Origin of the sequence: Thiomicrorhabdus cannonii, assembly GCF_013391695.1 — a bacterium.
In the GTDB taxonomy this organism is placed as follows: domain Bacteria; phylum Pseudomonadota; class Gammaproteobacteria; order Thiomicrospirales; family Thiomicrospiraceae; genus Thiomicrorhabdus; species Thiomicrorhabdus cannonii.
Window position 1 is genome coordinate 90,449 of sequence record NZ_JACBGH010000001.1, and the last position, 14,002, is coordinate 104,450.

Genomic DNA, 14,002 nt, shown 5'->3' on the forward strand with positions numbered 1-14,002 from the left:
CGCTAATGCGGCCTTTTTTAGTTTACTGATCATCCTGCTCGTGATCATGTTTCTCGTTCATTTTCTCCAACGCCTGCACCACACGCGCATTGATGCTGCCTTCCGGGAAATGCCCCTGCTCGTCGACCGTGCCGACCGCCATATTGGTCAGCAAGCCCAACGCATCGTCAATGTGGCTCATGGTATAGACATGGAAATCGCCGCGCTCCACCGCATCGCGCACCTTGGCGCTCAACATCAGGTGCGCCACATTCGCCTCGGGGATAATCACCCCTTGCGAACCGGTCAGACCGCGTGCTTCGCAAACCTTGAAGAAGCCCTCGATTTTCTCGTTGACGCCGCCGATCGGCTGGATTTCGCCGAACTGGTTGATGGAACCGGTCACGGCGATGTCCTGTCGCATCGGCACCTGCGCCAGAGAGGAAATCAACGCCAGCAGCTCCGCCGACGAGGCCGAATCACCCTCGACGCCCTGATAGGACTGTTCCATCACGATCGAGGCACTGAAGCCCAAGGCGCGCTGCTTCATGTAACGGCCGCGCAGATAGCCGCTCAGAATCAGCATCCCTTTGGAGTGGATCGGCCCGGCCATTTCCGCTTCGCGTTCGATATCCAGCACGCCTTCGTCGCCGGCCGAGGCCTGGGCGGTAATGCGCACCGGCTGGCCGAACGACTGCTTGCCAACCGTCAGCACCGTCAGACCGTTGACCTGCCCTACATGACTGCCTTGCAAGGAGATCAACACCTGCTGTTCGATAATCGCGCGGTGGTAGTAATCCTCCATCAGGCCGGTGTGGAAATCGCGCTGCAGAATCGTCTCTTCGATGGTTTTGCGGGTCACGCGCTCCTCACCGTTGGCACGCGCAAAGGCATTGGCCTCGGCCAGCACATCACGCAAAATGGCCTTGTTGGTATACAGACGGTTGGCGTCTTCGGCCATGCGTGAGGCGTATTCAATCAAACGCTCGTAGGCGCTGACGTCAATCGGCAGATCTTCCCACTGCCCCACTTCGTACGCCAACTGGCTGGCCAGCGTGAATTCATGCTCCGGCGTGCGCTCCAGCTCCACTTCAAATTCCACCTGCACCTTAAACAGACGGTCGAACTCCGGATCGATCTCCTGCAAGGTATAAAAATGCATCGCCTGTCCCACCAGCACCAGGGTCAGGTTCAGCGGAAAATCGGGCAGATGGTAAGGCACCACATTGCGCGACGACGGAATCTCGAAGGTGATCTTTTTGCTCATCAACGCCGCTTTCAAATGCGACCAGATATCGGGATCGCGCAATACCGACTGAATCCCCAGAATCAGAAAACCGCCGTTGGCCTGCTGCAACAGACCGGCCTGATGGCTCATTGCCAGACTCAAATTATCGGTGGCGGACGCCTGCGCCGAATTGATGGCGTAACCGAACAGCTTAGGCATACTGGCGTTTTGCTCATAAATCACCGGCGCGTGTTTCAAATCGCGGTGATCGACCAGCAGATTCACTTCAAACACCGATAAACCTTGTTGTTCCGACAGCAATTCATCCATGCTCACCTGAGTGCCCGGCGTGGTGACCTGATCGTCAGTCTGATCCCAGAAGAGGTGCAGCTTGGCAACCAGACTGGTTTGCAGATCGTCCAGATAAGCTTTGATCTCGTCACTTTCGCCAAACTCCATTTTGAGCGTGTCGATCAGCGGGCGGATATGATCATTGGCGACATCGGTATTGAGTTTTTTACCGGCATCGAGGTATTCATGTTGCAGGAACGGGAAATGTGTCAACGCCTGGTTAAGCGCATTCTCCACCTGCTCGATCGCTTGGGTAAAGTGGTTCTGCGTCTGTTCGTCAAACTCCTTGAGCTCGCTGAGGCGATAACGTTTGTCGTCGATGATCGCCGAGAGCACAAAATTATTGTCGGTCTGCAGAATCTCCACGCTCAGACTTTCCGCCAATTCGAATGCCGGTTCCAACACACGCTGCTGCTTGTTGACGAGTTCGTTTTCAAGTTGCTGGCTCTTGAGCTGGTAGGCATGGCCGTCGAATACGATCGGCAACTGCGATTTAAGCTGCGTGATCAGCGCCTCCATCGAGGCTTTGAAGGCATGACCATGCCCCGCCTTGAAGTACAGGTATTTGGTTTTATTGTTTTCGCTGAAATCCGACACCAGCACCACATCCTGCGGTTCAGGACGCTGCAATGCCGCCTGCTTCAACAGCGCCTTGGTCATGCCGATACGCCCGACGCCGGTTTCACCCATAATAAAAATATGGTTCTGGTTACGCTTCAGATGCAAACCGAAATTCAGCGACTGATAAGCGCGCGGATGAAAACGCTGCATGAACTCAATGACATCCCGTTCTTTTATATTCTGGATTTGTGCATCAAACGATTGTGAATCGATCGAGGTGAAACGGTAGAGTTGATTGGCTGTAAGTTTTCGCATTCAGATGACCATTAGCGCTAAGCGGTTGTTTATCTTTTAGTTTGTTGAGCCATGCAGCCAAAGCCGCATAAAAAAGGGGGCGATTCCCGCTGGAAAAGCCCCCTTATCATACCCGACAAGCCCAAGAGATTGAAACCTGAAACTGTCTCACCCTGTCAGGCTGCCGTTTCCCGCCCGGTTAGAAATCGTCACGCGGCGGATTGGCGTGGATGCGGTGCAGACTCAAGTCGGCGCCATTGTATTCCTCTTCCTGCGTCAGACGCAGGCCAACGAACTTCTTGATGAGACCGTAGACAATCACTGAACCGACCACGGCAACCGAAACCCCCATCAGCGTTCCGACGATTTGCGACTCAATCGCCACGCCGCCCAGACCGCCCAGCGCTTCCGTCCCGAAAATGCCGACGGCAATCGCCCCCCACACGCCGCACAGGCCATGCAGTGCCCAGACCCCGAGAACATCGTCCACTTTCAGCTTCTGCTGCGTCCACACAAACGCTTTGACAAACAGCGCCCCGGCAATCGCACCGATCGCCAACGCGCCCAGCGGGCTGACCACGTCAGACCCGGCGCAAATCGCCACCAGACCGGCCAGCGGGCCGTTATGCACGAAACCGGGGTCTTTGTTCCCCAGAAAGGTCGCCGCCAGAATGCCGCCGACCATCGCCATCAAGGAGTTCATGGCCACCAAGCCTTGAATGCCTTCGATCTTCTGCGCCGACATCACGTTAAAGCCGAACCAGCCGACGGTCAGAATCCACGCACCCAATGCCAAAAACGGAATACTGGAAGGCGGATGCGCCTGCTTGATTCTGCCCTCTTTGTCGTAGCGGCCGTGACGAGCGCCGAGCAGCAGAATCGCGATCAACGCGATCCAGCCGCCCACGCCATGCACCACCACCGAACCGGCAAAGTCATGGAATCCGGCTCCATAAGTGGCTTCCAAATAGGCCTGCACGCCTAAATTACCGTTCCAGGCGATGCCTTCAAAAAACGGGTAGATAAACGCCACAATAAAAAAGGTCGCCGCCAGCTGCGGATAGAACTTGGCGCGCTCGGCAATCCCGCCCGACACAATCGCCGGAATCGCCGCGGCAAAGGTCATCAGAAAGAAGAACTTGACCAGATCGTAACCGGAACGCTCGGTCATCGCCTGCGTCAGTGCACCGTCCAGATTCAAGCCCAAAAACACGCCGTAGGCCATGCCGTAGCCAATAAAGAAATAGGCGACGGTCGACACCCCCAAATCGCTCATAATCTTCACCAAGGCGTTGACCTGGTTTTTATGCTGCACCGTGCCCACTTCCAAAAAAGCGAACCCGGCGTGCATAAACAGCACTAAAATAGCCCCCAAGAGAATAAACAGCACGTCGATACTGGTTGTTAACTGCTCCACCGTTTGCTCCAAATATAATTGATTGCTTTATATATTTTAAAGTATGGATTCTACCAAAATCACATCACCGATTGCGACAATTCCCACGCCGCTAGTGCGTCTTCAGCATCCGCTTTTTGCGTTGTATGGCGTCAATGTCTGGATAAAGCGCGACGACTTGAATCATCCGCTGATTCAAGGCAACAAGTGGCACAAACTCAAATACAACCTCGATGCCGCCATACAACAGCAAAAAACCGCCCTGCTGACGTTTGGCGGGGCCTATTCCAACCATATTGCCGCCACGGCCTGCGCGGCCAAACTGTATGGTCTGGAAAGCATCGGCTTTATTCGCGGCGACGAGCTGGCAAAGCAAGCGGATAAATGGAGCCATACCTTACAAACAGCCGCCCAAAACGGCATGCAACTGCATTTTTTGTCGCGCCAAGACTACCGCTTAAAGCAGTCATCCGATTTTCTGGCAACACTGGTCACCGACTTTCCTAACGCCGCTATTCTGCCGGAAGGCGGCAGCAATGAACTGGCGTTGCAAGGCGTCGGCGAATTAATGGCGGAAATCGAAACCCAATTACCGAGCTGGACCCATCTCTACTGCGCGCTGGGCACGGGCGGCACCTTTTCCGGCCTGGTCAAACACGCCCAACCAGCCGCCGGAGCCGAGCGTCACATTTATGGCGTTGCCGTGCTGGGCGGCGCGGCTTATCTCCTGCCGCAAATTCACGAGTGGATCGGCCCCGAGGCAAGCGTTCAATGGCAACTGTTAGAAGATTATCATGCCGGCGGTTACGGCAAGTTGCCGGCCGCCTTGCAACAATTCAAGCAGGAGATGGAAGCGCGCTGGCAGATTCCGCTTGATCCGGTCTATAACACCAAAATGCTCTATGCATTTTTCAGCGAGTTGCAGACCGGCCGACTGCCGGCCGGTGCAGAGGTGATCTTATTGCATAGCGGCGGTTTGCAAGGAAATCCCCCGCTTTAATCCGGCGAAAGGTTCCGCAATAAATTTATTTTGGTATGATGAATTAAAAATTTTAAGTCGCATTTTGATAAATCTTTTCTATAATGCATTAAACAATTTAATGGACTAACTTCGGGAGCCATTGAGATGAACATTACTATTTTAGGCGCCGGTTTCGCCGCCCTTACCGCCGTTAAACAAACCCGCAAACACGCCCCGGACGCCATCATTACGGTGATTGCGCCTAAAGAAGAGTTTGTCTACCTCCCAAGTCTGATCTGGATTCCGTCCGGTCTGCGCAAGGGTGACGATTTACGCATCAACCTGCACAACTTCTTCAACCGCCAACGCGTGCAGTTTGTCGAAGCGAGCGTGGAAAACATTATCAACGGCGGCCGTACCGTGGTGACCAATCAAGGCGAATTTCATAACGACGGTTTGATTATCGCCTCTGGCGGCCGTTTCATTAAAAAACTGCCAGGTATAGAGCACGCCATCACCCCTTGCGAAGGCATTGCGGCGGCCGAGCGCATCAAATCGCGCCTGGAAGGCATGAGCGGCGGCACCATCGCCATCGGTTTCGGCGCCAACCCCAACGAACCCTCGGCCATGCGCGGCGGGCCGATGTTTGAATTCCTGTTCGGCATCGACAACCTGCTGCGCAAACAAGGTCGCCGCGACAAATTCAAACTGGTGTTCTTCAACCCGGCACCCGAACCCGGCAAACGTCTCGGCCCGAAAGTGCCGGAGAACCTCGTCAAAATGATGAGCAGCAAAGGTATCGACACCCACTTGGGTCACAAGATGGTCGGCTTTGAAGAAAACCTGGTCAAAACCGAAGGCGGGGAATTCCATGCGGATTTGATTCTGTTTATGCCCGGCATGACCGGCCCGGCGTGGCTGCCAAACAGCGAACTGCCCAAGTCCGCCGGCGGCATGATTGTGGCTGACATGCACTGTCAGGTCGAAGGCTACGAACACACCTTTGTGGCTGGCGATGCGGGCAGCTTCCCCGGACCGGACTGGCAGGCCAAGCAGGCGCACGCTGCCGACCTGCAAGCCAAGGCGGCGGCTAAAAACCTGGTGAAATCACTGAAAGGTGAGACCGATTTCGAGGCCTTCAAACACGAACTGATTTGTATTGTCGACACGCTCAAGCACGGCATTTTGATCAAACGCACCGAACAAGGCACCACACTGCTGCCGCCTTGCCGTTTGATGCATTATGCCAAACGCGCTTTCGAGTGGCTCTATCTGCGTCAATACCGTTGATTTTTTTAACCCAATAATGGAAAAACGCATCATGCAAAAGAAAATGTTTCAGGAAAAATACCCGATTTTTGAATTGAAAATCGCCAAGTCAGATTGCAAATACGACAGCGTCGCTGCCATTTTGGACGACTTGCAGGCCAAAATCGAGGCGCACCCTAAGGCGTGCTTTATCGCCCGCTTCGACCATCTTAGCCACACGCAAAGCATTGAAGGCGAGATCAATCCGCAAATCAAGGATGCGCAAAACATTATCTTCTGTTTCGGCTTCCAAATCCCCGGTGCCGATCCAGTGGCGGTGCGTCCACGTGCGATTGGCGTGACCGATTTGGGTGACACCTTTGTGGTCAACTTCATGGAAGCGCCTAATCCGGTGGCCCAAGAGACCATGCAGACTTGGGTGAAAGATTTGGTTAAATAAGCCCAAATCAACCTTGGTTGTGCCAAGCCCTCTTTTGAGGGCTTTTTTATGCGTGCTACCCGGCCTGTTGAGTTTTAAAATCGGCCGACAAACTTTGTCAATGCGCTGATTCCCGCTATACTACAAGCACGATTGATTCAGGTTTATTAACGCTATGCGCCCCTTTCGCCTTCATGTTCAGCTGACAACGCTACTGTTACTGCTATTTAGCCTCTTTGGCGCGCCAAACGCCGTGGCTGCCGAGCAATCGACCGTTGAACTGAGCGAACTCAGCGATCAGGCGCTGCATATCAAATTGGTGGAAACCGCGCTGCGTTACGATTTTTACAATAAACGCTGCCGCGGCATTTCGGTGTCCCAAGAGGTCAACGAGGTCAACCGCCTGTTCCTTAAAAAATACGGCCTGACGGTGAATAACTTCATCAAACAGCAGATACGGACCGATCCGCGTGACTATCAAGAGCAACTCAAGCAGGCGCTCTATGCCGAACTCGCCAAAATGGGCGGTTGCGACGCCTCCAAAGAGCAAGGCATGATTGCGCGCTTTCAAGACGATTTCCGCTTGCTTTTGAGACGCGCCGAAAACTCCAACTGGTTTCCCGAATAAATCCCCTCCTAGAAGATTATGAGTCAAAGTCACCATCTGATTACCCGCGAAGGCCGCGTGGCGCTTGAAAAAGAGTTGGAGCACCTGTGGCGTGTGGAACGCCGACTGACTACGCAGGCTGTTACCGAAGCCGCTGCTCACGGAGACCGGTCGGAAAACGCCGAGTACAAAGAAGGTAAACGCCGCTTGCGCGAAATCGATCGCCGCATCCGCTTTTTAAGCAAACGCCTCGATGTGGTCAAGGTAATCGATTATTCGCCTGCGCAGGACGGCAAAGTGTTTTTTGGCGCCTGGGTGGAACTGGAAAACGACGAAGGCGTCACGGCCCGCTACCGTATCGTCGGCACCGACGAGTTTGACCCCCAAAAGCATTTTATTAGCGTCAATTCACCGATGGCGCGGGCATTGATCGGCAAGGAGATCGATGACGAAGTCGTGGTGCAAACGCCGGAAGGCAAACGCGTCTGGTATATCAATCAAATCCAGTACCGCCCTTTCGATTAATGCCACCCCTGAGCACCCGGCCTGTTGAGTTTTTAAAACGACTTTGCGAACGCTTTTCTCAAAGGGCCATTTCTAATCCGCAAAGCAATTTGAAAGAGTCATTATGAGTCTTATCAACATCAAGTTAGCCAATTCACCCTACATGAACAACAAACCCAATTGAACAAGGAAAAATAATGCTGAATATCGAAATCCCCGGTAACAACACCCTGGCATTGCACCACCTTGTCTTGGACTATAACGGCACGATTGCTTGCGACGGGCAGCTAAAAAACAATGTCTTAGCCAAATTACGCGAACTTTCCGGGTTATTGCAGATTCATGTCATCACCGCCGATACCCATGGTTCGGTTCATGAGGCTTGTGCCGATGGGTTCATCACCGTGCATGTGATCGGAAAGCGGGATCAGGACCGGCAAAAGCAGGCCTATATCGAGCAACTGGGAGCGCAGAGCTGCGTCGCGGTCGGCAATGGCCTCAATGATGCGTTGATGCTGAAAGATGCCGCTTTGGGGATTGCGATTATGCAGGAAGAAGGCTGTGCGACCAAAACGCTTTTGGCCAGCGATCTGCTTTTCGGCTCGATTGAAGAACTGCTGAATGCCTTGTTGAAGCCCACACGGATCATGGCATCCTTGCGAAACTAAGGTAGTGGCGAAATGCCAATTTCAAGAATAAATGGCGGAAGAGAACAGGAGTCGAACCTATCAAGGACCGCGTAGCAGCCCCTCCCGGTTTTGAAGACCGGGCGCCCCACCGGGGAACGATCCCTTCCAAAATCTAGCGTACCGACCAGGTTCGATCCCGATCGGTTTCGGCATGACGTAAAACATGCTCATCGCGCAGTCGTCGAGTATAGCCAACCCGATCAAAGAACTCAAGAATTTGCTGCGCCACCTTGCGGCCGCCGCTGCCGTCACTAAAAATGGTATTACGCAACGAGGCTATAGTCGCGCCCTTACCATTCGCATTTAACTGACTCACGATTTGCGCTAACGCCTCCACCGCTTGCGCCGTAAAATAATGATCGCGTGCCACGGGATAGAGTTCACCCAGCCTTGACAGGCGCTTGAAAAGCTTGCGCACTTCAAACTCGGCCATACCGTTCAACCTCGCTACATCACGCACTCTCGGCGGATTAAACGGCGTTTTCTCAAGCAGAACTTTTAAGTGTTCAAAGCGCGTCCTGTCTGCTTCACTTAATTCGGCCGAATGCGTCGATAGATGCAGCCAGGCACGGTTTTGAAGGATACTGCCGTCCGCTATAAGCGAATTGCATAGCGCTTCAAAAACAGGTTTGGAAAGGTTTACCGAGATCATTCGCCGCAGGCGGTCGAACTCGACCCCGATCATATCCGGGGCCCGTTCATGTTCGGCCTCCAGCTTTGCCAGCAAGCTGTTTTGCAGGTTTTGCCACACATTCGCAGAGAGGCCGATACGGCTCTGATTATCGGCGATCACCTGCAAACCGATTACATCGCACAGCTGCAATATTTCATCCTGCTCCAGATTCCATGCCAACCTGAAACGCTCGAGATCGACGCCCACCTCTGAAATTTCACTTAAAAAACGCAGATTCGTCTGCAGGTCCTGCGTCGCAAGATGATCCAGCAATGCCAGTCGTTCAGGAGTACGCTTATAACGACCGGGAGGAAAGATATCCAAAACCTTACCGCCAGCGACGGTTCTCTGACCGCCCGCATCGCGCAGAATGAAGCGGTCGCCATTCAAAGCCAAGGTTTCGCGTTCTAACTGGATCTCGGCAAAAGCGCTCTCTCCCGGCTCGGCCTTTTTGCAATCCAACAGCGCAACCCGACCAACAATATCTTCGGTTCCCAAGTGGACATGCACCGTCTGTAAATGCTTAAGCGTTTTTTGCGCAACAGGCACCTTTAACCGGACCTGAAAACGGGAAACAGGGAGTGCCAACGCTGGATCGGTCAACCACATGCCCCGGTGCAAATCACTCTTTTCAAAATCCCCTTTTAAAGCGATGGCGCAACGCTGCCCTGCATAACCGGCATCAGCTTTTCTATCCTGAACATGAAGCCCCCGCACTCTCGCGGAAAAACCCGCTGGTGAAATAACGAGGTTATCGTCGAGATGCACGCTGCCGGCCAACGCGGTTCCGGTGACAACCGTGCCAACGCCCTTTAAGGTAAAAGCGCGGTCTATGGCGAGGCGAAAGCTGCCTTTGGACGGTGTGGATTGATAAGACTGCGCTTCTTGCTCAAGAAAGGCTTTAAGCTCTTTAACACCGATTTCTTTGACGGAGGACAGAGCAAAAACCGGGCTTTGTGCAAAGTGACTGCCCTTAACCAAGTCTGCAACCTGCTTAACAACCTCTCTTAGCCGCTCTTCTGCAACCAGATCGATTTTGGTGATGGCAATGGCCCCACGCGAGATTCCAAGCAGATCGAGCAGTTCAAGGTGCTCACGAGTCTGCGGCATGGGCCCGTCATCCGCCGCGATCACAATGAGCGCAAAATCGATTCCTGTAGCGCCCGCCAGCATGTTGTGTATCAGCTTCTCATGGCCAGGCACATCCACAAAACCCAGAACGGTTCCATCACTCAATGGCGTATAGGCATAGCCTAAATCCAAGGTGATGCCCCGTTTCTTCTCTTCGGGTAAACGGTCTGCGTTAACGCCTGTTAATGCTTGCACCAGCGCGGTTTTTCCATGGTCGATATGACCTGCTGTTCCAATCAACATCTAAAAATCACTTGGTTTCATGAATCGGCATCTGTGCTAATTGTGACAGCTGGCGAATAAAAAATGCTTCGTCTTCATGCGCCAAACAACGCAAATCCAGCAACATTGCATCGTTATCAATGCGCCCGATGACGGGACGTTCAAGCTTGCGAAGAGCTGCTTCCATGCGATGCAGGATGCCATTTTTTCTGCTGTTAGAGCGAATCGACAATCCTGCCGAAGGCAAACGCTCGACCGGTAAAGACCCTGAACCGATCTGAGAGTTCAATAAAACAACCTCTACGCTCACCGGTAGAGGCTGCAATGCGGATTGAAGCATCGGCAAAAGACGTTCAGCCGCGGCCTGTATATCAGCCTGAGGGCGCGTTAGTTGCTGAAGAGTCGCCAGCTTGTTTTGAAGGCTGTCTGGATTACGATACAGGCGCAATACCGCCTCTAAAGCCGCCAAGGTAATTTTTCCCACCCGCAAAGCACGCTTCAGCGGGTTTTTCTTGATCTGCTCGATCAACGCCCTTTTTCCAACGAGCAACCCGGCTTGCGGACCGCCGAGCAGTTTATCGCCGGAAAACGTCACTAAGTCGGCCCCGGCCTCGATACTCTCGCGCGGCGTCGGTTCATGGGGCAACCCCCAGTCCTCAAGGTGCGCCAAGGTGCCCGAACCTAAATCCACGACAAACGGCACCTCACTCTTATGCGCCAATTCCGCGAGTTGTTTTTCGGGAACGGCATGCGTGAAACCTTGAATTTCATAATTGCTGGTATGAATTTTCATCAGCATGGCGGTTTTGGATGTGATCGCACCCTGAAAATCTTTAAGATGGGTGCGGTTGGTTGTTCCAACCTCAACCAACTTGGCACCCGAGCGGCTCATAATATCGGGGACACGGAAAGCACCGCCGATTTCAATCAGCTCGCCGCGCGAGACAATCACCTGTTTTTTGCCTTTGGCACTGGCAAGCGTATTCAGCGTTAAAAACACCGCCGCCGCATTATTGTTGACCACTGTCGCAGCTTCAGCGCCGGTCAGCTCGCATAACAACTCTTCTACTAACGCATCGCGGTCTCCACGACCGCCGGTCTCAAGATCATATTCCAAAGCGCAAGGGTAACGGGCGGCATCGACCATTGCGGCAATGGCGTCAGGAGGCAGCGATGCACGCCCAAGATTGGTATGCAATACCGTACCTGTCAAATTAAAAACCGGACGCAGATTGGGCACAGCCTGTTGCTGTAAATCCTGTATCACTTGCCTAATCAAGCCGCTTTCAATCTCGTCCTTGTCGCCAAGATCAACGCCATCCGAAACTTGTTGACGCAAAATTTCCAAATGATTGCGAATCACCCGTGTAACGGCGGAATGTCCGTATTCGTTGATAGATTGCGCCAGTCTCTGGTTTTCCAGCACTCGACTGACAGATGGTATTTTTGCAAACTGGTTCATTAAATCTCTTTTTTTAAAAATTATGACAAATATTTTTCCATGCGGATGCCAAAGTAAGCGCCCCCCAGTATTGCAGCCAATGCGACAAAAGAACCCAGAGCTAAAGTTGCCGTACCTGAAAGCCCGTGTCCAATGGAACATCCCATTGCCAATACCGCGCCAAAACCGACCAGCAAAGCTCCCAGACTGGAAACCACAAAATCTTTTTTTGAAGAAAACCCCTCGATCTTGAATTGCCCTTTGATGATGGCGCTGATTGCCGAACCTACAATCATACCTAAAACGGCCACCACGCCAAAGGAGAGCAAAGCCCATTGTGGCTGTAAAGACCAATGCACCAAATCCCCCATGGGGGCTGCAAAAGTAAACGACTGTACACCTAATCCGGCAGGAGGCGTATCAACAAAGGAGGTCTCCTCCAGCATATAGGCTGAATAACTGCCGCCAGTCAAAATATAGGCTGACGCTATGACCCCACCGATTACTACTGCTGTGATAAGCGGTTGACGTTGCTTAAATGCAGACGATTTCAATAGCAAAATAAACAGAATAGCGCCAATCGATGCGCCCAGCATCGCCCGCAAAGTTGCAAGCTGTTCTGTTTTTCCAAACAGCAAACTGGCGATATCTTGTGAGCCGCTGTTGTTGAAGTTAACACTCAAAGGAGCTATCAGAGGCATGACCCAGTTGGCGTAAAAATCGGTTTTTGTCATCAGATAGGCCATCAGCGCGATCAACACCACCAGCCATAGTGCCTTAATACTTCCCTGCCCCAATCGGACAAGATTACGCATCCCGCATCCGGCAGCCAACACCATCCCAAAACCAAAAATAAATCCGCCGACCACATAACGCCCCCAGGCGAATTCGGCCGTGCGATAGGGCGGCATCGTCTGTGAAAGGTCGAATAATCCCAGCCCTTCTCCAAGCGAAGTCAAAAATAGCGCCACCGCAATCGCACCAAAATACGTTGCCAAACGCGAAAACTGGTATTGATTGACCCAATCACGCAAACCGCCAACCGGACAAAATGCACTGTATTGTGCGGCGAAACCAAACGTCAGAGACAAAAACAGTATGCCCAAATAGTATGGCCAAAAAGTGATTACTAGCTCCATTCAAAAACCTCAGTAAAATTTCTTAATTGATGTCGTAGAATTGTAACCACATTTATGTTCCAAATGTTGCAGTTCCTGCATTCATTAAAGTTGGCGCTGGCTTATCTTTTGCTCTTCCCAATAAAAAAACCCGCCATAACAGCGGGTCTTATGATTGCCGAGCTAAATGCCTGGCTATTCGTCTTCCATTTTAGGATTCCAAACTTTCCAGACGTTACCGACTAAATCCGGCCCCGGTTTCAGGGTCGGTTTACCAGGTTGCCAACCTGCAGGGCAAGCTTCCTTGCCGCCGGTGGCGCGAACATGCTGGAAAGCCTGCAGTTGACGAATAGTCTCGTCCAACTTACGACCAACCGGCGGGGTCAAGATTTCCATGGCTTGAATCACGCCGTCTGGATCTATAATGAAACGGCCACGTAATTCAATACCTTGGTTTTCGTCCCAACATCCATAAGCTCGACCGATATTACCGGCCTGATCCGCTACCATTGGAAATGGAACATCTCCACCCACCATTTTGACAAGTTCATGGTCATTCCACATTTTATGGACAAAATGACTGTCCACACTGACCGAAATGACTTCAGCATTTAGTTCTTGCAACTTTTCATAATTCGCGGCGACCGCCGACACTTCAGTTGCTCAAACAAATGTAAAATCACCCGGGTAAAAACACAGCAACACCCACTTACCTTTAGCGGTAATTTCAGATAACGTAACCGACCCGAAACTACCTTTGTAGAAAGCTGGCGCTGTGAAATCAGGGGCTTTCTGCCCGACTGTAACACCCATTTTAGCTACCTCTTCCTTTGGTTGAGAGGCTTGTACAGTTCCCTCAGCCGGCTCGTTGGAAGGAACCGAACTGGTGACTCTGGTACAAGACGCACCTTCATTTGACATATCGCCTCCTTATAGAAAGTTTTGAAGAAAGGCAGTTCGACTATATGAAAAGTACTTATCAATGTCAAGTGTAGGTTTACACACAACATGAAATATTAAATACGACAATATCAAATACTTGCCAAGAATTTTACAAAAATCTTTTTATTGAAATGTTAATAAACGGCTGTTTTTTTACATAAAAAACACTGATTGAGATTTTTTCCTCTGCCCACCATTGTCTTTGAGCAAGAGCTCTT

The 14,002-nt window shown here is 52.0% G+C and carries 12 protein-coding genes and 1 tRNA gene; 6 read left to right on the forward strand and 7 right to left on the reverse strand.

The genetic code is table 11. From position 1 onward, the window contains the following. Positions 1-22: 22 nt before the first annotated feature. Both HZ297_RS00535 and HZ297_RS00540 read right to left on the reverse strand, forming a co-directional pair. The gene (locus HZ297_RS00535) at positions 23-2,434 is read right to left on the reverse strand and encodes a Lon protease family protein (RefSeq protein ID WP_178860868.1); all 2,412 of its coding nucleotides are present in this window, start codon (positions 2,432-2,434) and stop codon (positions 23-25) included. Between the two features lie 178 nt (positions 2,435-2,612). After that, the gene (locus tag HZ297_RS00540; RefSeq protein ID WP_178860870.1) at positions 2,613-3,830 is read right to left on the reverse strand and encodes an ammonium transporter; all 1,218 of its coding nucleotides are present in this window, start codon (positions 3,828-3,830) and stop codon (positions 2,613-2,615) included. A gap of 43 nt (positions 3,831-3,873) precedes the next feature. Between HZ297_RS00540 and HZ297_RS00545 the strand changes: the two genes are divergently transcribed. The 6 genes from HZ297_RS00545 to HZ297_RS00570 all read left to right on the forward strand — a co-directional run bounded on the left by HZ297_RS00545 (position 3,874) and on the right by HZ297_RS00570 (position 8,236). Continuing rightward, positions 3,874-4,809, forward strand: a complete 936-nt coding sequence (locus HZ297_RS00545) for a 1-aminocyclopropane-1-carboxylate deaminase/D-cysteine desulfhydrase (protein WP_178860872.1) — start codon at positions 3,874-3,876, stop codon at positions 4,807-4,809. A 126-nt stretch (positions 4,810-4,935) separates the two neighbouring features. After that, a complete protein-coding gene (locus HZ297_RS00550; protein WP_178860874.1) occupies positions 4,936-6,060 on the forward strand; it encodes an NAD(P)/FAD-dependent oxidoreductase in 1,125 nt (374 codons plus the stop codon). A 31-nt stretch (positions 6,061-6,091) separates the two neighbouring features. Next, positions 6,092-6,478, forward strand: coding sequence for a DUF6858 family protein (locus HZ297_RS00555; RefSeq protein ID WP_178860876.1), 387 nt, complete (start codon positions 6,092-6,094; stop codon positions 6,476-6,478). Between the two features lie 154 nt (positions 6,479-6,632). Beyond that, positions 6,633-7,085: a hypothetical protein gene (locus tag HZ297_RS00560; RefSeq protein WP_178860877.1), complete on the forward strand. Its 453-nt coding sequence runs from the start codon at positions 6,633-6,635 to the stop codon at positions 7,083-7,085. 18 nt (positions 7,086-7,103) lie between these two features. After that, positions 7,104-7,589, forward strand: coding sequence for a transcription elongation factor GreB (gene greB, locus HZ297_RS00565; RefSeq protein ID WP_178860879.1), 486 nt, complete (start codon positions 7,104-7,106; stop codon positions 7,587-7,589). 176 nt (positions 7,590-7,765) lie between these two features. Further along, positions 7,766-8,236, forward strand: a complete 471-nt coding sequence (locus HZ297_RS00570; RefSeq protein ID WP_178860881.1) for an HAD family hydrolase — start codon at positions 7,766-7,768, stop codon at positions 8,234-8,236. Between the two features lie 32 nt (positions 8,237-8,268). On the opposite strand, the gene HZ297_RS00575 is transcribed toward HZ297_RS00570, so the two are convergent. From HZ297_RS00575 to prxU, 5 genes are all read right to left on the reverse strand, one after another. Next, positions 8,269-8,364, reverse strand: a tRNA-Sec gene (locus tag HZ297_RS00575). 5 nt (positions 8,365-8,369) lie between these two features. Next, complete coding sequence (selB, locus tag HZ297_RS00580) at positions 8,370-10,304, reverse strand: selenocysteine-specific translation elongation factor (protein WP_178860883.1); 1,935 nt, start codon at positions 10,302-10,304, stop codon at positions 8,370-8,372. A gap of 7 nt (positions 10,305-10,311) precedes the next feature. Beyond that, positions 10,312-11,745 (reverse strand): L-seryl-tRNA(Sec) selenium transferase, encoded by a 1,434-nt coding sequence (gene selA / locus HZ297_RS00585; RefSeq protein ID WP_178860886.1) that lies wholly within the window; start codon positions 11,743-11,745, stop codon positions 10,312-10,314. A gap of 20 nt (positions 11,746-11,765) precedes the next feature. After that, a complete protein-coding gene (locus HZ297_RS00590) occupies positions 11,766-12,863 on the reverse strand; it encodes a YeeE/YedE family protein (protein ID WP_178860888.1) in 1,098 nt (365 codons plus the stop codon). Positions 12,864-13,037: 174 nt separating this feature from the next. Further along, positions 13,038-13,763 carry a thioredoxin-dependent peroxiredoxin gene (prxU, locus tag HZ297_RS11965; RefSeq protein ID WP_178860889.1) on the reverse strand — a complete coding sequence of 242 codons (726 nt, stop codon included), beginning with the start codon at positions 13,761-13,763 and terminating at the stop codon, positions 13,038-13,040. Between the last annotated feature and the right edge of the window lie 239 nt (positions 13,764-14,002).

What these genes read in the sequence shown, in the direction of transcription:
- HZ297_RS00570 (WP_178860881.1), top strand. Translation starts at nt 7,766, where the DNA reads ATGCTGAATATCGAAATCCCCGGTAACAACACCCTGGCATTGCACCAC.
- HZ297_RS00560 (WP_178860877.1), top strand. Translation starts at nt 6,633, where the DNA reads ATGCGCCCCTTTCGCCTTCATGTTCAGCTGACAACGCTACTGTTACTG.
- greB (WP_178860879.1), top strand. Translation starts at nt 7,104, where the DNA reads ATGAGTCAAAGTCACCATCTGATTACCCGCGAAGGCCGCGTGGCGCTT.
- HZ297_RS00590 (WP_178860888.1), bottom strand. Translation starts at nt 12,863, where the DNA reads ATGGAGCTAGTAATCACTTTTTGGCCATACTATTTGGGCATACTGTTT.
- HZ297_RS00555 (WP_178860876.1), top strand. Translation starts at nt 6,092, where the DNA reads ATGCAAAAGAAAATGTTTCAGGAAAAATACCCGATTTTTGAATTGAAA.
- HZ297_RS00545 (WP_178860872.1), top strand. Translation starts at nt 3,874, where the DNA reads ATGGATTCTACCAAAATCACATCACCGATTGCGACAATTCCCACGCCG.
- selB (WP_178860883.1), bottom strand. Translation starts at nt 10,304, where the DNA reads ATGTTGATTGGAACAGCAGGTCATATCGACCATGGAAAAACCGCGCTG.
- HZ297_RS00550 (WP_178860874.1), top strand. Translation starts at nt 4,936, where the DNA reads ATGAACATTACTATTTTAGGCGCCGGTTTCGCCGCCCTTACCGCCGTT.
- HZ297_RS00535 (WP_178860868.1), bottom strand. Translation starts at nt 2,434, where the DNA reads ATGCGAAAACTTACAGCCAATCAACTCTACCGTTTCACCTCGATCGAT.
- selA (WP_178860886.1), bottom strand. Translation starts at nt 11,745, where the DNA reads ATGAACCAGTTTGCAAAAATACCATCTGTCAGTCGAGTGCTGGAAAAC.